The sequence below is a fragment of the Paenibacillus athensensis genome (genome assembly GCF_004514475.2).
Taxonomy (GTDB): domain Bacteria; phylum Bacillota; class Bacilli; order Paenibacillales; family NBRC-103111; genus Paenibacillus_AL; species Paenibacillus_AL athensensis.
The window spans coordinates 154,456-174,353 of the sequence record NZ_MYFO02000003.1 but is presented as its reverse complement, the minus strand read 5'-3'; the positions used below and the strand labels follow the sequence as shown (position 1 = coordinate 174,353).

General features: G+C 57.7%; 12 protein-coding genes and 1 pseudogene. 6 read left to right on the top strand and 7 right to left on the bottom strand.

Features of this window, described 5'->3' with window-relative positions; genetic code table 11:
• The first annotated feature begins 132 nt into the window (after window positions 1-132).
• Window positions 133-801: a response regulator transcription factor gene (locus tag B5M42_RS07240; RefSeq protein ID WP_230632786.1), complete on the top strand. Its 669-nt coding sequence runs from the start codon at window positions 133-135 to the stop codon at window positions 799-801.
• Window positions 798-2,789, top strand: coding sequence for a sensor histidine kinase (locus B5M42_RS07235; protein ID WP_167689852.1), 1,992 nt, complete (start codon window positions 798-800; stop codon window positions 2,787-2,789). The genes B5M42_RS07240 and B5M42_RS07235 overlap by 4 nt, the downstream gene beginning before the upstream one ends.
• A 204-nt stretch (window positions 2,790-2,993) precedes the next feature.
• Here B5M42_RS07235 and B5M42_RS07230 read toward each other — a convergent pair whose 3' ends face one another.
• The 3 genes and pseudogenes from B5M42_RS07230 to B5M42_RS07220 form a co-directional block, all read right to left on the bottom strand.
• Complete coding sequence (locus B5M42_RS07230; RefSeq protein WP_134752481.1) at window positions 2,994-5,690, bottom strand: PAS domain S-box protein; 2,697 nt, start codon at window positions 5,688-5,690, stop codon at window positions 2,994-2,996.
• Window positions 5,691-5,871: 181 nt separating this feature from the next.
• Window positions 5,872-6,075 (bottom strand): YiaA/YiaB family inner membrane protein, encoded by a 204-nt coding sequence (locus tag B5M42_RS07225; protein WP_268999117.1) that lies wholly within the window; start codon window positions 6,073-6,075, stop codon window positions 5,872-5,874.
• A gap of 24 nt (window positions 6,076-6,099) precedes the next feature.
• Window positions 6,100-6,309, bottom strand: a pseudogene (locus B5M42_RS07220) (YiaA/YiaB family inner membrane protein); the annotation flags it as partial.
• 280 nt (window positions 6,310-6,589) lie between these two features.
• Here B5M42_RS07220 and B5M42_RS07215 point away from each other — a divergent pair.
• The gene (locus B5M42_RS07215; protein WP_134752479.1) at window positions 6,590-7,876 is read left to right on the top strand and encodes a glycoside hydrolase family 18 protein; all 1,287 of its coding nucleotides are present in this window, start codon (window positions 6,590-6,592) and stop codon (window positions 7,874-7,876) included.
• Window positions 7,877-7,949: 73 nt separating this feature from the next.
• Here the strand turns inward: B5M42_RS07215 and B5M42_RS07210 are convergent, their stop codons facing one another.
• The 4 genes from B5M42_RS07210 to hprK all read right to left on the bottom strand — a co-directional run bounded on the left by B5M42_RS07210 (window position 7,950) and on the right by hprK (window position 12,773).
• Window positions 7,950-9,035, bottom strand: coding sequence for a hypothetical protein (locus B5M42_RS07210; RefSeq protein WP_134752477.1), 1,086 nt, complete (start codon window positions 9,033-9,035; stop codon window positions 7,950-7,952).
• A 308-nt stretch (window positions 9,036-9,343) separates the two neighbouring features.
• Window positions 9,344-10,438 carry a hypothetical protein gene (locus tag B5M42_RS07205; RefSeq protein ID WP_134752475.1) on the bottom strand — a complete coding sequence of 365 codons (1,095 nt, stop codon included), beginning with the start codon at window positions 10,436-10,438 and terminating at the stop codon, window positions 9,344-9,346.
• Between the two features lie 179 nt (window positions 10,439-10,617).
• Window positions 10,618-11,712 (bottom strand): hypothetical protein, encoded by a 1,095-nt coding sequence (locus tag B5M42_RS07200; protein WP_134752473.1) that lies wholly within the window; start codon window positions 11,710-11,712, stop codon window positions 10,618-10,620.
• Window positions 11,713-11,861: 149 nt separating this feature from the next.
• Window positions 11,862-12,773: an HPr(Ser) kinase/phosphatase gene (gene hprK, locus B5M42_RS07195; RefSeq protein WP_134752471.1), complete on the bottom strand. Its 912-nt coding sequence runs from the start codon at window positions 12,771-12,773 to the stop codon at window positions 11,862-11,864.
• Window positions 12,774-12,966: 193 nt separating this feature from the next.
• Here hprK and B5M42_RS07190 point away from each other — a divergent pair, with 193 nt between their 5' ends.
• The 3 genes from B5M42_RS07190 to B5M42_RS07180 all read left to right on the top strand — a co-directional run bounded on the left by B5M42_RS07190 (window position 12,967) and on the right by B5M42_RS07180 (window position 19,618).
• On the top strand, window positions 12,967-13,953 hold the full coding sequence (locus tag B5M42_RS07190) for a copper amine oxidase N-terminal domain-containing protein (RefSeq protein ID WP_167689848.1): 987 nt from the start codon (window positions 12,967-12,969) through the stop codon (window positions 13,951-13,953).
• Window positions 13,954-14,126: 173 nt separating this feature from the next.
• Window positions 14,127-14,987: a CPBP family intramembrane glutamic endopeptidase gene (locus B5M42_RS07185; protein WP_167689846.1), complete on the top strand. Its 861-nt coding sequence runs from the start codon at window positions 14,127-14,129 to the stop codon at window positions 14,985-14,987.
• A gap of 131 nt (window positions 14,988-15,118) precedes the next feature.
• Window positions 15,119-19,618 carry an S-layer homology domain-containing protein gene (locus B5M42_RS07180; RefSeq protein WP_134752465.1) on the top strand — a complete coding sequence of 1,500 codons (4,500 nt, stop codon included), beginning with the start codon at window positions 15,119-15,121 and terminating at the stop codon, window positions 19,616-19,618.
• Window positions 19,619-19,898: the final 280 nt, after the last annotated feature.

Below are 19,898 nucleotides of genomic sequence, written 5' to 3'. Positions count from 1 at the left end.
TAATGGCGTGACACGGTCATCATCTTGGTCATGACAGGTCATAACCGCCTTCTCGAACCGCCGAACGCATTGTGAAGCAGCCACTCTCAGCGGTATACTTAGGCCATAACAGCCAAACGGGGAGTCGATAACGTGATCCGAATTTTGATTGCCGACGATCAGACTTTAATGAGAGACGGACTGCAAACGATATTAAGCTTGCAAGAGGATATTGAGGTAATCGGCATGGCCAAAGACGGCGCGGAAGCGCTTCAGCTCGCCGAAGCGCTGCGGCCGGCGCTCGTGCTGATGGATATCGAAATGCCGGTCATGAACGGCATTGAATGTACGCGGCGGCTCCGGGCAACCCTGCCGGAAACGCTGGTCCTGATGCTGACGACGTTCGCGGACGACGACTACATTATTGAAGCGTTGGCCGGAGGCGCAACCGGCTTTTTGCTGAAGGATATTCCGGGCGACAAGCTGGCTCAAGCGATTCGCGACGCCGTGAACGGGCAGTTCCTGCTGCCTTCGATGATTGCGGCAAAGCTGGCTTCGCGCCTGCATACTGCGTCTGTCGCCATGAACAGCGTGCTCGGCTCGGCGCGCCTCAAGGCCAGAGACCTGCGCCTGTCCGAAAAGGAGCAGGAAATCGCAACCTGTCTGGCCGATGGCAAGACCAACCGGGAAATTGCCGCCCAGCTGTTCATGAGCGAAGGGACGATCAAAAACTACGTCAGCTCCATCTATAGCAAGCTCGGTACGAATGACCGCACCGTTGCCATGATGACGCTGAAAACATGGCTGGAGGGCTCGCCATGAAGCCGCGGCTGGCCGCCGTTGCCATGCTCGCCCGTCTCAAGCGCGGCTTCCGCTCGTATGGGGGGCACCTTGCGCTACTGCTGCTCCTGCTCGGCGGCTTTACCGGCTTAACCGCCGTCGTCAACGGCGGACTTGGCGAGGTCAGCGGACTGAACTCGCTGCGGCTAGCCGATGCGGCCGGCTGGGAAGCGGCGTTCGGCGACGTTCGGCTCGACCCGCAGACCGGCACGCCCGGACCAGAGGCCGGCTGGCAGCCGCTTCCGCAGCTTCAAAACAGCGCTCAGCAGGAGCGCAGCGCACCATCCGGCTTCTGGCTGCGCCGGCCGCTGCCCGACAACATAAACGCCATGCGCGACCCGGTGCTCTACATCGTGGAGCTGAAACAATACGCCGTCTATGTAGACAACGCACCGCTGGCCTCCTACAACATGGATGGCTCGCAAAAGCGCGTGCTGTCGTTTCTGGACTGGCATCTGGTCGAGCTGCCCCAGCAGTCCGGCGGGCATACGCTGCTTCTGCACGTGCTGCCCGAGCGGCCGGGGCTGTCTCCCGGCTACATGAGCATCAACGAAGGGCGGCATTACATCACGCAGATGCTCCGTCAGGATACGAACAAGCTGGTCATCACGACCTGCTTCATCTTCCTCGGTCTGGCGGGAATCAGCGCGTTTTTACTGTACAGCCGCGATTCGCTTTACCTGTATTTCGCCATTCTGTCGTTATGCTGCGCGTATCCGTGTATGGTATTGACCTCGCTCTACAAAATTTTTTTCGCAGCGCCGCAGTTCGCCTACTACTACAGCATTTGCGTGCCCATCGGCATGCTGGCGGTGACCGGCATCTTCGAACGGCTGTCCGAGCCGGAAACGCGGGTGCGCTTTCGCCGCATCCGCTACGCGCTGCTGGTGCTGATCGCCGCCTGTCTGGCGCTGGCTGTGTTCAGTCCGCGGCTTTTTGAACGCTCGCTCTACATCTACGCCTTTGCGCTGCTGTTTTTCGTTCCGGCGCTCTCCGCACCGATGCTGCGACGCTTCCGGCAGCGCCGGGATGAAGAAGCGCGCTGGCTCGCGCTCGGACTGGTCGGACTCGTCGCCGGCATCTCTACGCATTACGCGTTTACGCTTTTTCCCGGCCTGGGCGCAGCCGTATTCCCGATCGCTCCCGTGTGGTACTTCTACTGGATCGATCAGACGACTTCGCTGGGCGTACTCAGCTTTGTGCTCTGCCTCGGTATGGTGGTGCTGGCGCGCCTGCGCGGCATCAACGAGCAGCTGCGCGCCTTCTCCGTCGAGCTGGAGCAGCGCGTGCAGGAGCGGACGGCCGAGCTGGAGCTGGCAACGCTCAAGCTCAAGGATTCCGTACGCGAAGCCGCCGAGACGTGGGCCGAGCTGTCCGTGCTGGAGGAGCGCAACCGCATCTCGCAGGACATTCACGATCACGTCGGACATACGCTCACAGCCTCGATCGTTCAGCTCGAAGCGGCCAAAATGCTGCTCGTCCGCAATGACCAGCGCGGCCTCGACAAGCTGGAGCTGTCGCAAAGCCTCGTCCGCAAGGGGCTCGACGACATTCGCGAATCCGTGCGCATGATGAAGCGGCAGGGCACGGACTTCATGCTGGAAGCCGCCGTCGCCCAGCTCGTCGAAGAGACCGAGCAAGCGGCCGGTGTCGCCATCGATTGCGCGCTTGACCCGCTGCCGCCGCTGACGACGATGCAAAAGAAAGTGCTCTACCACGCGCTCAAGGAAGGACTGACTAACGGTATCCGGCACGGCCGCAGCACCCGCTTCCAGCTCGGTCTGCACGGCGGAGACGGCGTGCTGCTGCTGGAGCTGTGGAACGACGGGCGGCCATACACGCCCGTCCCTGCCGGCTTTGGCCTGCAGTCCATGCAGGAGCGCGTGCGGCAGCTCGGCGGAACGATGCGCCTCGGCGCAGGAGCGAACGGACGGGGCTGGCTGCTGTCCATCCACATCCCCGTTTCGTAGCGCTCCCGCGCAGAGCCCGGCGGTCGGTTCCGCCAGCAAGGGGCTGGCCGAAATGTCAATTTGTGATTTTTCGAGTCCCACTTGCAGTAGCAAAATGCCCCTAAAAAAATGACCCCTCTTTCCACATAACTGTGGATTTTGGGGTCATTTTGGGGTTGTTCCTTATTATGCCATCCCTTTCGGGACAGCCCTTTTGCGCCGCGCTTAATCCTCCCGCAGCAGTACGACGCGATTGCGTCCCGTCTCCTTGGCGCGGTACAGTGCTTTGTCGGCAGCCTCCACCAGATCGCGCGGATGGATCTCTCCGTGGTTCTCCAGCGTCGTCCCGCCAACGCTTACCGTCACGTGCCGATCGACCACGGAGAAGGCGTGCACGATGTCCAGACTGCGCACCGCCTCGCACACCTCCTCGGCAAACAACTCCGCTTCCAACTCCTCGGCGCCCGGCAGCAAGCAGACGAACTCCTCGCCCCCGTAGCGGGCTACGAACGCATCGCGCTCCGCGCCGAGCTCGGCGAGCTTGAACGCTACCTGCCGCAAGCACGCATCGCCCTGCTGATGGCCGTACGAATCGTTATACGCCTTGAAGCAGTCGATATCCAGCAGCAGCAGCGACAGCGGCGAACGCTCCTTGTGCGCCTCCGACCACAAGCGGGCAAACTGCTCCTCGAAGCTGCGGCGATTCGGAATGCCAGTCAAGCCGTCCAGCGACGACAGGCGCTTGAGCATCTCGTTAGCCTGCCGCATCTGCAGCTCGGCTTGCTTGCGGCTGGTAATGTCGCGGAAGACAATCATAATCGCCGGCTTGCCCTGATAGGACATCCAGGTCGAAGACGCCTCGACCTGGATCAGCTTGCCGTCCAGCCTGACATACGTGCGATCGGAAGGCGGCAGGCTCGCCTTATGCTCATACATGTAAGCCGCCTGCTCCAGATCGGCAGCCAATGAATCGGCATGAATAATCTGCCCCAGCGTACAGCCAATCAGTTCCTCCACACCGGCCGCGCCAAGCAGACTCGCCGCTTCGGGATTCGCCAGCACCACCTTGCCGCCGCTATGAATAAAGAAGCCGTCCGGCAGCAGCTCCATCAGCCGTCTGTAGCGGTCCTCGCTTTCCTGCAGCTCCGCTTCCACCTTCACACGCGCCGTAATGTCGCTGGCTGTAGCGACGACCTCGGTCACAACGCCGTCGACAACGACCGGACTTAACGCCGTGAGCAGCGTATATTCGCCGATCCGGCTATCAAACTGCAGCGTTTCGCCCAGCCAAGCGCGCTCATAATGCTCCTGAATCGTCGGATACGATTCCGGCGGCACGAGCTCGCGAATCGGGCGTCCAACCGCCCGGCCGTCGGTCATCTTGAACTGCTGGGCCAGCTGCCCCTCGACCATCGTAACAACATAGCCTTCCTCGCGCTTCTTATATTTCAGCACGATGCCTTGCTGATTATGCAGCGTATCGGCCAGCTCCTGCTTGAGCGCCAAAATGAATTGCTCCGTCTCGCGCCGCTCGGAAATATCGCGCAAAATACCGCTGAAATACTGCTGTCCGCCGGTATTCCATGTATTTAGCGACATCTCCAGCGGGAAGACGCCTCCGTTTTTACGCAAGCCCTGCATCTCCACCGTGCGGCTGGCCAATTGCAGCTCGCCGCTGGCCCGCAAGCGCTCCAGCCCCCGCAAATATTCGTCACGCTGCTCGAGCGGAATAATCAGATCGACGTTGCGCCCCAGCACTTCCTCTTCCGTATAGCCGAACATCGCATGCGCCCCCTTGCTCCAGAGCACAATCCGGTCGTCATCATCGGCCAGCACGATCGCATCGTGCGAAGAATCGATAATCGATGAGAACTTGCCCTCCGCTTCCTTGAGCGCCATCGCGAGCGAAACCAGCGGCACGAGCATCTGGACCGCAGCGGCTTTTTTTTCGTCAAAATATCCCGGCATTGAAGCGCCCAGGCTCAGCATCGCAATGACCCGGCCCTTGTACTCAAACGGTACATGCAAGGATGACCGCACGCTCTTCGTCTGATAGACAACCTCGTCTACGTTGCCGCGCGGACGTTTTTTGGACCAATCGGGGAACAGCACCGTCTCGCCGCGCTGCGCCGTAGCCAGCACCTCCATATCCTGCAAGCTGATCTCGCGGTTTTCCCGCTTGGTCAGTCCGCCGTTCATGACAGACAGCAACCGGAAGCGCTGGTGATCGATCACAATGACCGAGCCCAACTGAACATTGAACAGCACGCCCATCTGCTGCAGTGTCGCGTCATAAATGCTAAAGGCAGTATCCATTTTATTAAATCTCTTCGTTAATGAGATCAGCACATCGTTGAGCTGCGACTTTTCCCTCGCTTGGCCGAGCACATACAACACACTGGCCGTTACCAGCAGCGCTGCCGTAGCGATCGTCGCGTAGACTGGTAACGATTTCAGAAAACTGGCGCCTAGCAAATAAGCCGAGGTCAGACAGTTTACCGTCAGCATCCAAAGCCAGCTATATCCCCAACGCCGCCAATAGGACGTAATATTTGTGCAAATCCAGCCCGCTCCCAGCGCAAGAGCCAGTACCCCGAGCGAAGCCGTCACAGAAGCCGCATTCACGCCGCCGAACAAAGCGATCCGTCCGACCGCCACAATCAGCGCCGTCGTCAACGCCGCGTAGATCCCGCCAAAGTAAGCAGACGCGATGACGGCAACCTGCCGCAAATCCACCAACGTTCCGTTGATATGCACGCTGAACAGCATCAGCAGAAGCCCAAGGCAGCCGTTCGCCAAGCCCGTGCCGAGTTTCATCCACAGGGTTGCGGGGGCAAATGCGCTTCGGTTTCGCAGCCAGAACGTGGCGGCAAAAAATCCCGACATCAACAAGGCGAAATTCGCCAATAAATCATGAATCATACCAAAGCCCCCTGTTCGGACAAAAAAACAGCGACACGTTACGACCTATTTCTTCGCCATCGATCAGGGCCGTTCCTTCGCGTTTAGAGATATCCCTTCAAAAAAATTGTATGCAAATCCGCCTCCCGAGCTCATCCGCACCCGCGGATTGTTACAAAAAGAAGCGGGGCCCGGCCCCCGTTTATTCGACAGGTTCCGCAGCCCCGGCTATCCGGCGATGCTCGTCGTCATTGTTGTCACGAATTGTTTTTTGCAGGACAAAGGAGGACATGGTCAGGAACAGCGCCGTGACGGCGTAATAACCTTTTACCGACAGCGGCTGCTCCAGGTTGACGACCCCGATGAACATGCCGAGGAAAGCGCAGACGAACGCTGCCCAAGCCAGGAACGTGAAGGCGGCCGTATTCCGCTTTCTTGCCTCCTCGCGGTCCTCCTGGTTATCGCGAACCACCTTTTGCAAAACAAACGACGCCATAGTCAGGAACAGCGCGCAGACCGCGTAATAGCCCTTGACGCTCAGCGACTCCTCCAGCGTATAAATACCGATAAACATCGCCAGCATCGCGGAAAGAAAGGAAGCCCACGTCATAAAGGTAAAAGCGGCTGTATTGCGTTTCATTGGATAGGTTCTCATCGGAATCGTCCTCCTGTAGCTGCTGCGGCTTGCTGCGCCGCTCGCTCTTGATGTCTCTAGCATATAAGAGCCGAAGCCGGCGAAAAAGTACTATCTTCTCTTAGTACCTCCTCCTAAAAGATCGGTGAACAACCGTTAGTCCCCGATGGATAGCAGCCCGCTCGCGCTTCCTCCCCGGACCAGCCAGAAACGGATGTTCGGGACAGACACCTATTGCCGTCCGCTGCATATCGTGTAGCAGATGATCTCAAGGGAGAGAATACGTATGCAAATTCACGTTGTCCAACGCGGACAATCGCTTTACAGCATTGCTCAAGCTTACGGAATCGACTGGTCGGCCATCGCCGAAGCCAATCGGATCGACCCGCAGCAGACGCTCGTCATCGGACAGGCACTTGTCGTGCCGGTGGCGGGTTCCTATTATTGGGTACAGCCGGGCGACAGCCTGTACCTGATTTCCCGTAAAACCGGCGTCCCCGTCGCCACATTGGCCGAGGTGAACGGCATCGACGCGGCCAAACCGCTGAATGTCGGCCAGCGGCTGTATCTGCCACCGAAGCCGAAACGTGCCGCCGAGGTGAACGCCTACATCGAGCCGCGGGGCGGAGCCGTCTCGCCGGCGCTGGCGAACAGCGCCCGGGAAGCCGCGCCCCATTTGACGTATCTGGCTCCGTTCAGCTTCCGCATTCAACGCGACGGTACGCTGGCTCCGCCTCCGCTCGACGATCTGCGCGCCATCGCCGCACAATCCGGCGTCACCCTGATGATGGTCGTCACCAATCTGGAGAACGATCAGTTCAGTGCCGATCTCGGCCACTTGATCCTCAGCGACGAAGCGCTGCAGAACAAATTGCTCGATAACATCCTGGCCACCGCCGAACGGCTCGGCTTCCGCGACATTCATTTCGATATCGAGCACCTGCTGCCCGCCGACCGCGAAGCCTACAACAGCTTCTTGCGCAAAGCCGCCGCCCGCATCCACGAGAAGGGCTACCTGATCTCGACTGCGCTTGCGCCCAAAACCAGCGCCGCCCAGTCCGGCGAATGGTATTCGGCCCACGACTACAAGGCGCACGGCGAAATTGTCGATTTTGTCATTATCATGACGTATGAATGGGGCTACAGCGGCGGTCCGCCTATGGCCGTCTCGCCGATCGGTCCGGTGCGCCGGGTGCTGCAATACGCGCTGAGCGAAATGCCCGCTTCCAAAATCATGATGGGGCAAAACCTCTACGGCTACGATTGGACGCTGCCCTACAAGCCGGGCGGCGCCTACGCCAAGGCAGTCAGTCCGCAAGCAGCCATCGGCTTGGCCCGGAAGTACCACGCGCAAATCATGTACGACTACACGGCGCAAGCGCCCAATTTCCACTACTGGGACGAAGATGGCCGCGAGCACGTCGTCTGGTTCGAAGACGCCCGCTCCATTCAAGCCAAATTCGATCTGCTCAAGGAGCTGGGACTGCGCGGCATCAGCTACTGGAAGCTGGGCCTTGCCTTCCCGCAAAACTGGCTGCTCATCGACGACAACTTCAATGTGGTCAAAAAATAACAGCCGGCGCTCCCGCCGCGCCGCATAGCAAAAGCCCCGCGACGGCCAATCAGGCCGCACGGGGCTTTTTTGTTCAGACAGCGGTCGCACCGGCCAGCGCGTACCAGCGTTCGGCCAGCTCCTGGAAGCGCAAATCGCCTTCCTTCATGCGCAGCAGCATGCCTTGCACCGCCGTCGTGTCCTCTTGCTTTTTGAGCAGCATGAGCCGCAGCTTGCTCGCCGTCATCTGGCACGCATCCAGCGTTTCCTTGAGCGACTTCAACAGACCGGGAGCATAATCGCCGAACAGCTCCTGATTTTTTTCAATCGACCAATGCAAAAGCGTTTTCTGCTGGCGGACGTTGCCCAGCTTCCATTCCAGCACCTCGCCTTCGCTCGTCTGGTACAGCGTGGAAGACCGTTTCATCGCAAACGCGCCGTTGCGGCAGCATTCCACCAACTGGTCGATCGCTTCGGCTCCATAATAGATAACGCCCTCCGGCGACTCCTTTACGGGCCGCACGGCGTTGTCCAGCAGCGAACGGATCGCATTCACCACCCTGGTCTGCAGGTTCTGGCGCAGCCCATCTTCCTTGATCTCCACACGGCGGTAATTCAGGAAACAGTCGGTCGCATGACGCAGCACCGATTTCTCGATCATGCCGACACACGGGCTGTTATTGTACGGCACGTGATTGGCGTTGAGCAGGAACGGCGCTTCCACATAATAAAGATGCGTATCCGAATAACCCAACGCGACAAAAATATGATTATGCGGCGTATTGTGCATCTCCGGCTGGAACGGGAAGTCCAGCGCAAGGAAATCTCTCATATGCGGCACCCGGTTCAGGAACGTTTCAAAAATCACGATATCTCCCGCATCCAGCATCGCTTCGATTTCCGCCATCGTCGCATCGCCCTGCCCCTTGACGTCATGCGTCTGAAACACCTCGAAGCACTGCCACCGCTCGGCGAGCCGCAGCTCCCGATACCGCCCCTCGGCGTCCAGATTCAAGCAATAGGACGGGTCCTGCACAAAAAGCTCGTATGGCCTGCTCATGCCCGTTTTGGCTCTCAACACAAAATATAAGGCCGCTTGAAAACAATTCAACTGCGGGACAAAATCATCAAAAACCCCATCGTGACGCACATAATATTCCTTCGATAAATTCGCGTTCATCCCAATCCCCTCTTTTTTGTGTAATGTGGACAACAGCGGCGTTCACGACCTCCTCCCGGCTTGCAGCGGACTTGTCCGCCCGTTTGCTTTTAATCATAGAGGGAGTGGTTGTTTTTGTAAATATGCCGGAGCTTGTCGAAAGAGGGAAACGAACCGTATTTTATCAGAAAATTAAAAATTAACGCGATAAGGGAGGAGGGAGCTGCTGGATAACCGCGCCAACGTCCCCGTTCCCCCCAATTGCTTGTTGGATTTACACGACAGAAATGCCGCAAACAAGCCGCTCGCACCGTGGAAAAGCCATCTTCCTAACCGACTCCCAGTTCCGCCCCCGAACGGGCGTACCAGCGCGCAGCAGCCTCCAGAAAACGCTGGTCGCACTCTTTCATCTTCATCAGCAAAGCTTGCAGCGCCGTCGTGTCGTCCTGCTGCTTCAACAACATCAGCCGCATCCTGCTTAGCGCCGCCTGCCAGACGTCTGCCGAACGCTTCAGCGTATCCGACAGCTCAACCGCATCGCTACCGAACAGCTCGGGGTTGCGTTCCAGACAGCGGTAAAGCATCGTCTTCTGCTGGCGGATGAGACTGGCCCGCCACTCCAGCACCTCGCCCTCCTTGCTTTCGTACCCCATCGAACGCCGGTTCATGACAAAAGCGCCGCTGCGGCAGCATTCCGCCAGCTTGTCCAGCGCATCAGCCCCATAATAAAGCGTCCCCCCATCAGGAAGTGACTGTTTGGGACGCGTCGCATTGGCCAGCATCGAGCGAATCGCATCGGTTACCCGCAGATGGCGGCTGAGGAGCAGCCCCTCTTCCTTGATTTCCACGCGGCGATAATGAAGAAAGCAGTCCGTCGCATGGTGCAGCACGGTTTTGTCAATCATGCCGATATCCCGACGGTTCAGATAAGGTACGTGATTGGCATTAAGCAGAATCGGAGCCTCCGTATAATAAAGATGCGTGTCGGTGTGGGCCAAGGCCACAAAAATATGATTGTTCGCCAGATCGTGTTTGGCCGGTTCAAAAGGAAAATCCAGCGCGATATACCCTGTCATATGCGGCAGCCGGTTCAGAAAAGTTTCGAACAACACCATCTCCCCCGCATCAAGCAGCGCTTCAATCTCCGCCAGCGTCTGCGGGCCACGCCCCTTAAAGTCATGCGTCTGGAACACCTCAAAGCACTGCCACGACTCCGTCAGCCGCAGCTGCCGAAAGCGCCCCTCACAGTCAAGCTCCAGACCGTAAGACGGGTCCTGTACAAAAAGCTCGCAGGGCGTCTCCACGCTTGTTTTGTTTTTCAAAACAAAATATAAAGCCGTTTGAAAGCAATTGAGCTGGGCAACAAAATCATCAAACACCCCATTGTGTCGCACATAATATTCCTTGGCCAAGTTTCCGTTCATCCCAATCCCCCTTCGTCACGATTGATTTGGACAGCAGCAGCGGCGGTCCGGCGGTCCCGCTCCTCCGCACAACCGAGTGCCCCCTGACTCTCATGATAAAGAGAGGATTTTCATTTGTACATATGTCATTTTTATCCTTTTTTCTATTTCGCAAAAAAAAACGCGCCGAGCGGCGCGACTTAACCCGCAGGCAAGCCGGCCTCCGTCCGGGCGTGCCAGCGCACAGCTTCTTCCTGAAAGCGCAGCTCACTGTCCTTCATGCGCAGCAGCAGCTCCTGCAGCGCCGCCGTATCGTCCTGCCGCCTGAGCTTCATCAGCCGCAGCTTGCTCATCGTCATCTGCCACAGCTCGATCGAAGCGCGCATGCGTTCCAGCAGCGCGGGGCCGTAAGCGCCAAACAGCTCCGGGTGAGCCTCGATGCAGTGATAAAGCACGCTTTTTTGCTGCCGGGTGTTGGACAGCTTCCATTCCAGCACATCGCCTTCGCTTGATTGGTGAATCGAAGAGGGGCGGCTGAAGACGAACTCCCCGCTGCGGCAGCAAGCGATCAGCCGGTCAAGGCCGTCGGTGCCGTAGTGACGCGTGTATGTCGGCGTCTCCAGCACCGGCCTGCCGATGTTGCCAATCAGCGAGCGCATGGCCGCCACTACCCGGCGCCGCTTGTTATCTTCGGCGAGCCCGGCATCCTTGATCTCCAGCCGGCGATAGTTCAGGAAGCAGTCGATGGCGTGATGCAGCACGCTTTTTTCAATCATCCCCACGCACCTGCTGTTCTCGTAGGGCACATGCGCCGCATTCAGCAGCGCCGGCGATTCCAGATAGTACAGATGGGTATCCGAGTAGTCGACGGCAACAAAAATATGATTATGCGGCGTATTGTGCCGCGTTGGGTCGAACGGAAAATCAAGCGCAAGGAAATCCTTCATATGCGGGACACGGTTCAGGAACGTTTCAAAAATAACCAGATCACCCTGATCGAGCAGCGCTTCGATTTCAGCGAGCGTGGCTGCGCCCCGGCCTTTGACGTCATGCGTCTGGAATACCTCGAAGCACTTCCATCCCTGTACGTTGCGAATCTCCCGGTACCTGCCGTCCGGGTCGGTGTCCAGACCATAAGACGGGTCCTGCACAAACAGCTCAAAGGGCTTGTCCAGCCCCTTCTTCGCCTTCAGACTGAAATAAAGAGCAGCTTGAAAGCAATTCAGCAGCGGAGCAAAGTCGTTAAATACGCCGTCATGGCCCACATAATATTCCTTGGACAAATTTCCGTTCATCCCGATCCCCCTTCTCCTTGAAAACAAGTCCCGACGCAGCGACGCCGGACGTCCGGGAGCTGTCCGGCGCCCGGCGCAAGCCCGGATTCTTTTAATATAGAGGGAATGGTTTATTATGTAAATATGAAAACGTTTTTCCAATCTCCACTTTATGATTCCTCGACAATTCGCTTCATAAAGTCCTCGGCGGCGCTATACCCCTGCTGGCGCAGGTACCAGTTATTGGCGGCGGCTTCCACCAGCCCGGCCACATCGCGCCCCGGCTGCAGCTGGATTTCGATATGCGGAATGCGCACGTCCATATATTCGGTGAATTTGGGCTCCAGCTCCAGCTCGTTGTTCAGCGCGTTATCCTGCCATTTGGTCAGCTCGATATCGAGCACGATGCGCGTCTCGTCCTGAAACGCTTTGCGCCCGTAGAGACGGGAGACGTTGACCAAACCGATGCTGCGCAGCGCGAGAAATTCCTTCGTTTTGCCGTCGTGCGTGCCCAGCAGCGTCTCGGGGCCGGTTTTCTTGAGCACGACCAGATCGTCGGCGACCAGCCGATGCCCCCGGCGGATCAGCGTATGCGCCGTTTCACTTTTGCCCACACCCGACTTCCCGCGCAGTAAAATGCCGATGCCCGACACATTGACGCACACGCCGTGCACAGCAATTTCCGGAGCTAACGCCTTCGACAAATACGCATCGACCAGCTCCAGAAAACGCGAGGTCGGCTCGCTCGTGCGCAGCAGCGGGATACCTTCTTCTTCGCAGTATTTGGTCAAATATTTAAGCCCCTCCTGATCGCGGGTCACAATGAAGCACGGGGGATGGTATTTCACAATATTGCCGATCCGGTCGTTGCGCTCCTCCTCCGTCAGCTTGTGCAAATACGTAATTTCCTTGCGGCCTAGCACCTGCACATGCGCTAACGGGAAAAAGTCGAAATACCCGACGAATTCCAGTCCGGGCCGGTGCGCCCGCGAACGGGTAATCGGCGTATCCAGACGCGCGGAGCCCGCCAGCACCTCCAGCGAAAAACGGTTGATCAAATCGTGTACAGTCGTTATCTTCAACGAAAGCTTCCTCCCTTGCAGCCAACGCGGGCATACCTCTGATTGTTCATACATAAGATTCGCTAGGCAGGCGAAAATCCCCTTTTTCCATGATTGCAGCGACAGGAAGAAGGATTGCCCGCGGCTGCGACGAATACATAATCCAGCAAACATGGAGACTTTATCTTTTATAAACAAAGGGGAGAATGGGAAAATGAAAAAAAGATTGATGCTGCTGGCCGCAAGCGCCGTATTGACGGCTGCTCTTGTCGCAGGCTCGGCAAGCGCCGCAACGCTAAAAATGAAAGTGAAAGGAGCAGCCGTCGATTTCCAATACGGCACGCCGTTTATTGAAAACGGCAGCAGCCTGATGCCGCTTCGCGACCTGCTGATCGCACTTGGCGTACCGAATGACGATGAGCACATCATCTGGAATGGCAGCGAGAAATCGGTGACGATCAAGCTGGACGACTTCACGGTGAAGCTGGCGGTAGGCGACAAAAATATTTATGTCAACGGCGAGCTGTTCAAAGAGCTGGAGGTGCCGGCCCAACAGGTCGTCTCCCAGGATTCCCGCGTGTTCCTTCCCGCTCGCGCAGTAGCCGAAGCGCTTGGCAATACCGTCGGCTACGATGCGGCCACAGGCACGGTCGTCGTCGAGGAGCAAGGCGTCGTTGAAACCAAGGACGGCGTGCGCGTGAACGTGCCGCCGATGGAAACGGAAGCGAATCAGGTGTACGGGCTCGTAACCAAAGCCGACAAAGCGACCGGCAAGCTGACTGTAGCGCTGGAGGACGGCTCGACGCAAGACATCGAAATCGCCGACGATGCCACGATTGCCTTCCCCGGCGACTATACGGTGGACGGCGCTTATTACAAAACCGCTTTCCATGACGGCATTACCGCGCTGATCACCCTCAACGACGATGGTACGGCCGGACATGTGAGCGTGGGCGTGCCTTACGCTGAAGTTACGGTCAAGAAGCTCGTCACGGAGGAGCAATCGGCAACAGCTCCGGACGGCAGCACCTACACGTATCCCGTCCACTACCTGACGATCGAAACCGCCGAAGGCCAGACGCTGACGCTCAGCAGCAGCGCGCTGATCGACACCGATTCGATCAAGGAAGGCAGCAAGGTGTGGGTGGACGGCGTATTCATCGACGGCTACAGCTTTGAGTCGGTGACGTTAGCGGAATAGCGGCTTCGGGCGGCGAAGGAATGAAGAACGGCCTTTCGGCATATGCCGAAGGCCGTTTTTTTCGTTGGAGGAACGCTGATCAGGAAAAAAATAAAACGTTTTCCTTATAGCTTTGACGCCGTCTCCATTTTATAATGGATATAAACGATATTTTCCAAATGGAGGCCGAAGCAATGAACTATTTGAAAGCGGTTACAGAAGTGATTGTGATTTTGCTGCTGATTGAAGCGGCTGTTCAGACGCATGATCGGATCTGGATGGACAACACCGCTTACGCCAGCTTTATTCATGCCAACCCGCCGGTCTGGCTGCCAATGGTCGCGCTCCTGTCCTGCGCCTTCCTTGCCCTGTGGCTGCTCGTGCGCCGATATGCCGCCAGCGTGCTGTCGCGGCGCGTTGGCCGCCTGCCGATTGCCGTGGAGCCGCTGCTTCCGGCCAGCCTGTGGCGTACCGCCGGTCCCGACCTGCGGCCTTCGCATTGGCTGCGTTTTGTGCTTTTTGGCTTGCTGGCCGCCGCGGCGTTCTCCTGCTTGAACGGTCTCTCCTTCGTTTCTGCGCGCTTCCCCGAGCTGCACGCCTTTCTCACACAGTTCATGTCGGCTCGCTATAGTCCGTTAGTCCCTCTCGCTTTGCTGATCGGCGTTCCGTTCGAGGAGCTGGTGTTTCGCGGCCTGATCATGCGCCGGCTGCTGGGCGCGTTCCCGTTTGCCGCCGCTTTGATCGTTCAGGCGCTCCTGACCGCAGCCCTGCAGCCGGGCCTGGCCGTGATGGCGCTCGGTTGTGCGCTGGGCATTGCCTACGGCTTCGTCTTCCGCCACTGGGGCACGCTATGGCCGACAATCGTTATGGCGCTCAGCTTTAACCTCGCTTTGTTCGCCCTGTTCCAAAGCGGGGTGATCACAGAGATAGCCCGGCTCAGCGATAAAGCGCTGGGGCTGCTGCTGCCGCTGATTATGCTGGCAGCCGCCCTGCTCATCGCCGAGCTGCTGAGGCCGGCAGGAACGGTTGCGGTCCGGCATTCGGCCCGCCACTGAACACGGCTGGAGTGCATCTGCGGTCCCTTTACTTTTTTTGTAAAAATGTAATTCCTGCTAATTACACATTTCCAAAATAGTGCTATAGTAGGAGATGTCGCATATTTTACACAATAGGGAGAGAACAAGCATTGAGCAAGACACATTTACCTACACGCAGCCGCTTTGGCACCAAGCTCCTCGGAGGGCTATTAAGCGCCCTTTTGGTGGCCGAAGGCTTTGTCGGCCTTACTGCATACGCACAGGAGCCGCAATCGCCGTTCCCGGACATCGCAAGCTCTTACGCAGCCAAGGAGATCGCCAGCATGGCGCTGGAGGGCATTCTCTCCGGCTATGAGGACGGCTCCTTTCAGCCTGCCCGGCCAATCACCCGCGCCGAGCTGGCGAAAATCATCGCCAAGTCGTTCCAGTTGAAGGAGCAGCCGGAGGGCGCAGCTTCGTTCCGCGACGTCGCTTCGGATGCTTGGTATCGCGGCTATGTCGGTGCGCTGAAGCAATCCGGGATCGTGCAAGGCACATCGGACGACACGTTTTCACCGGCCGATGCGGTCACCCGCGAGCAGCTCGTGGTCTTTTTTGTACGCGCGCTCGGGCTGGAGCAGGCAGCCGCTTACGTGGAGCCCCAAGCGGCTGATTTCAGCGATATGAGCGCCGTCTCGGCCTGGGCGCGTCAGGACGTAGCGCTCGCTTACCGGATCGGCTTCGTGCAGGGCATGGACGACGGTCAAGGCGGCGTGCGTTTCGACGCCAAGGCGCCTGCGGAGCGGCAGGCGCTGGCCGCGTTGGCCTACCGCGCCATCCATGAACGCGCCGGCCTGCTGGACAAGGCCAAAGCCTTCAGGCCCGCAGATGAAAAGCCGGCCGAGCCGGGGGCTTCGCCGACGCCCGAGCCGTTTTTCGGCGGCGGGGGCGGTGGGGGCGGCGGCGTGCTTCCGCCAACCGTGCAAGCAACCTTGGCGGGCAACGATACCTACACGGGCGATCTGACGATTACCGCAGGGGATACCTACGGACCGGCCAGCGGCGTCAAAATCGTCAACGGAACGCTGACGGTCAATCCCGGCTCCAACGGCGAAGTGACGCTGCGCAACATTCAAGCCAGCAACCTGACGATTCAATCCGGCGCTTCCAATACGATCAAGCTTTCCGGCATCGCCGTAACGGGCGAGCTTAACGTCGATACCAAGCAACAGGCCAACCAGGTGCGAATCCTGCTGGAGAACGGCAGCACCGTCGCCGCTACAAAGGTCGGCTCGCGAGCGATTCTGGATCAAGGAGCAGGCGCAGGTGCTGGCAGCTTCGGCCCGGTGCGCCTGCATATGACGCAGCAGCAGCACAGCGTCCAGTTCCGCGGCAGCTTTGCTGCGGGCGTAACGGTCGAGGAGGGCTCCCAGCCGATCGGCCTGGATATCCAGCCGGGAGCCGATCTTCCGCAGCTGAGCCTTGGCGCGGAAACTCGTCTGCAGTCTGCAGCCGGGGCGCACATCGGACAAGTCCAGCTCACCAAGCCGGCCGCTGTCTACGTGAGCGGCGCAGGCGCCATCGACAAGCTGGGCGTCGATCCGCAGGCGCAGGGCTCGCTGATTCAGGTCGGCGCAGGTGCCAAGCTGGGCCTCATCGAGCTGGGCGGCAGCGCGACGCTGGACGGCGACCCTACGGCGTTGTCCAATACGGCGATCGAAACCTACAACAACGTGCAGATCGTTGTGAACGATGCGATCAAGCCGGGGGCGAAGCAAAAGGCCGTAGCCAACGCCGAAGCGAGCATCGGCGCCATCACGGCGATCTGGGAGCAGCCGGAAGCGGCCGCCGCTTCGATCCGCCGCGCGCGCGCCGCGGTTAGAGGCGTGCTGGCGCTGGGCGGCACGGAAGCCGACATTTACAACTATGCGAGCCTGATCGACGCCGAAGCGACGCTAAACGCGCTGTCGTCGGCGGGGCAGACGGAGAAGCCGTCTGTTTTTGGCCATGTGTATGTGAATGGGGGTATGTTGAGCGGATCAATAGAGCCGGGGTCAGAGGTGACAATTACGCGCGAGAACGGGGAAGTCATTCAAGCGGACATTTATGAAAAAATCAATTTCTATTCTGCCACGATAAATGGCCAATTCCGCTTTCAGGCAGGGGAACGTCTATATTTCCGCGCCAAGATGCCCGGTAAAAAGATCAGCGCTCCTACGGCCGTAACCGTCGAAGCCATTAACGGTAAAACAGCGACCCCTCTTATTATATCTGCTGTATATACCAACTCCACGTATGTGGAGGTTACAACCGAAGACCATGCTTTTTTGACGATTACCAATAAAAGAACGGGCGCGCAAGCCAGCAGCGCCGAATTGAATGAGCATGGCTACATTTCTCTCAACTTTCCCGTGCAGGTCGGCGATGTGCTCGCGGTCACTGCGCAAGGGTTTGGCAAAAATGTCAGCGATGATGCTGAAGTATCCGTTTTACCGCTAACTCAGCGTTTAGCCACACCAGAAGTAAGTGGCAACGTCTATACCAACGGAGGTGTCCTGAAGATTAGAACTGAAGGCGCTAGCGACGTCTTCATCAAGTCCCCGGACGGAAGTGAACTTCGATACAATGGGGAGTATATGAGTTCTGAAGGATTCATCAGAGCTGTGGTTAAACCTCCTTTATCTGTAGGCAGCTTTGTATCGGTATACAGCCATGCGCCAGGCATGATGGACAGCGAAGAGGTGAGGATTCCTGTATTCAATGTAATTCAAGTATTAACAGCTACACCTACTGTGACAAAACAGGCTTCAAAATCCGATTCTACTGTCGCGGGCTTATCGCTACCCAATACATGGATTCATTTGCAACGAAAGTCGGATTTGGTTGTTTTGAATACTATCCTTACTCAAGAAGACGGCAGCTTTGAGGCATATGTAGCTCCTTCCGACCTGAATGCAGGCGATATCGTCATTGTGACCGCTGAAGCCTTAGGAAAACTGCCGAGCGCACAAGTTGAAACCATTTATCTGGGTGATGCATTGCTACCGGCGACTGCTGTACCTGCCGTTTCCGGCACCTTGTTTACAAACGGAGGCTTGCTTACAGTAACAACGGAACCTGGCTCCAGAATTACAGTGATGGCGCAAGGTAATTCCGGTGCATTTGGATTTACTTGGGACGCTAGTTCCGCCATTACTATCATACCTATATGTTGGTGGAGCCTCGCTGTAGGGTCAAAAATTGAAATCACCTCCCAGGCGCCCGGCAAAGCGATTAGCGCAGCAAGCAGCTTTTATGTTAAACCGCTTGCAGGCAAATCTACCGCTCCACAAGTTAGCGAACCTGTTTTCAACTCAAAATGGACCGAAATTCGTGGTACGGCCGAGCCGTATGCGCAAATCGCTGCTTTTGGAGATGACGGTCGCCTTGTCGGGATGCAATATGCAGACGACGGAGGTACTTTTTATCTGAGCATTGCGGACAAGCTGAACGCCGGAAGTGTTCTCTGGCTGCAAGCTTCTGCTTTTGGCAAAACCGCCTCCGACCCGATCCAAGTTGTTGTGCAGACTACATCTCCATTGGAAGCGCCTGTGTTTTCGCAGCTGCAGGTATACGAGAACGGCATCATCGCTCAAGGAACGAAAGACGCCAACTCCTACCTGCTGTTGCAAAGAGCAGACGGCAACTACCTTGACAGTTACAGCGCGGACGGAACGGTTGTAAACTGGACCAGCTTGTTTTCGAAATCCAATCTTGTTCCGGGAGAAACGGTGTATGTCGTAGCCATGCCAATCAATAATTCTTTCGCCGAAAGCGACCCGATTCCCGTTACTGTTCAAGAGCTTTCCGGGATAACGGAAGCTCCTTCGCCGCATCGTATCGTGCTCAGTGCCAATCGAGAATCCTTGATTACGGGCACAGCCGTGCCGGGTGCACAAATTTGGTTCAGCAGCAGCCTTATGACCAATGTCGCGGTTGCCGACGATTCAGGCCGATTCATGCAACTGTTAACGGCGGAATTCCTGCAAGCCGGAGATACGGTTTGGGTGAGCGCTCATAAGATTGGTCAGATTCCCAGCAAACCTCTGCCTGTTACCGTCGAAGAAATGACCCAAACCGCAATACCCAACGTAGTTCCCTCCCTTTCCACTAACGGAGGCTGGCTGGATATTGCCGTAAAAGATCCGGACACGTCAATTACCATCTATACACCGGACTTTTCCATAAAAAACTACACGCTGCACAATGAGTATCTGCTCAAAGCTTATGTCGATTACGACCCGCCGGCAGATTCCCCTCAAACCGGCTATACCATCATTATTGCTTCGCATAACGGCCAAACGCCAAGCGAGCCCGTCATTGTATACCCGGTTCAGCTTGACGGCAAAACCGCGACTCCGACGGTTACCGGCGATGTATATGCAACGGGGACCAGTCCAATCACGATTAGCGGGCTTGACCTGACAGCTCCGCTTGTCCGGTTCACGAATTCACAAGGCGAGCTGCTCGGCTGGCATCGTCAGACATGGCTTGAAGGCTCCTTGGTTTACGAATTTAACGAGAATCTGCTAGGTGCTTCCGAGGAGATTTGGGTAACGGCTCAGGATTACGGCAAAGCCGAAAGCGAGCCGATCCGCATTCCGGTAAAACGGCGCAGCGACGAAGGTTAACCGGAGCTTCGCTAATTGGAACATCTGTCCAACTAAAAAACTCCACCCGCAGAAGAAGCCGATTCGCTTCAACTGCAGGTGGAGTTTTTGTGTTAGCGCCTGTGTAGCTGCGTAGCGCTGCTGGATCAGCCGCCGCCGTTCGGCGGCCAGCCCCGCGCTGCCGCATCCGCGCGCCCCCGAGCGCGATGCGGGTCATGCGGCGGCTGTCAGGCCCGCGCTCGACGGCGCAGCTTGCCCGCGGACGCTCGGCGGCGAGCGCTCAGGGCCGAGCCTCTCGCGC

Coding starts and splice junctions, on each gene's coding strand:
- B5M42_RS07235 (WP_167689852.1), top strand. CDS start 798: ATGAAGCCGCGGCTGGCCGCCGTTGCCATGCTCGCCCGTCTCAAGCGC.
- B5M42_RS07230 (WP_134752481.1), bottom strand. CDS start 5,690: ATGATTCATGATTTATTGGCGAATTTCGCCTTGTTGATGTCGGGATTT.
- B5M42_RS07215 (WP_134752479.1), top strand. CDS start 6,590: ATGCAAATTCACGTTGTCCAACGCGGACAATCGCTTTACAGCATTGCT.
- B5M42_RS07210 (WP_134752477.1), bottom strand. CDS start 9,035: ATGAACGCGAATTTATCGAAGGAATATTATGTGCGTCACGATGGGGTT.
- B5M42_RS07205 (WP_134752475.1), bottom strand. CDS start 10,438: ATGAACGGAAACTTGGCCAAGGAATATTATGTGCGACACAATGGGGTG.
- B5M42_RS07200 (WP_134752473.1), bottom strand. CDS start 11,712: ATGAACGGAAATTTGTCCAAGGAATATTATGTGGGCCATGACGGCGTA.
- B5M42_RS07190 (WP_167689848.1), top strand. CDS start 12,967: ATGAAAAAAAGATTGATGCTGCTGGCCGCAAGCGCCGTATTGACGGCT.
- B5M42_RS07185 (WP_167689846.1), top strand. CDS start 14,127: ATGAACTATTTGAAAGCGGTTACAGAAGTGATTGTGATTTTGCTGCTG.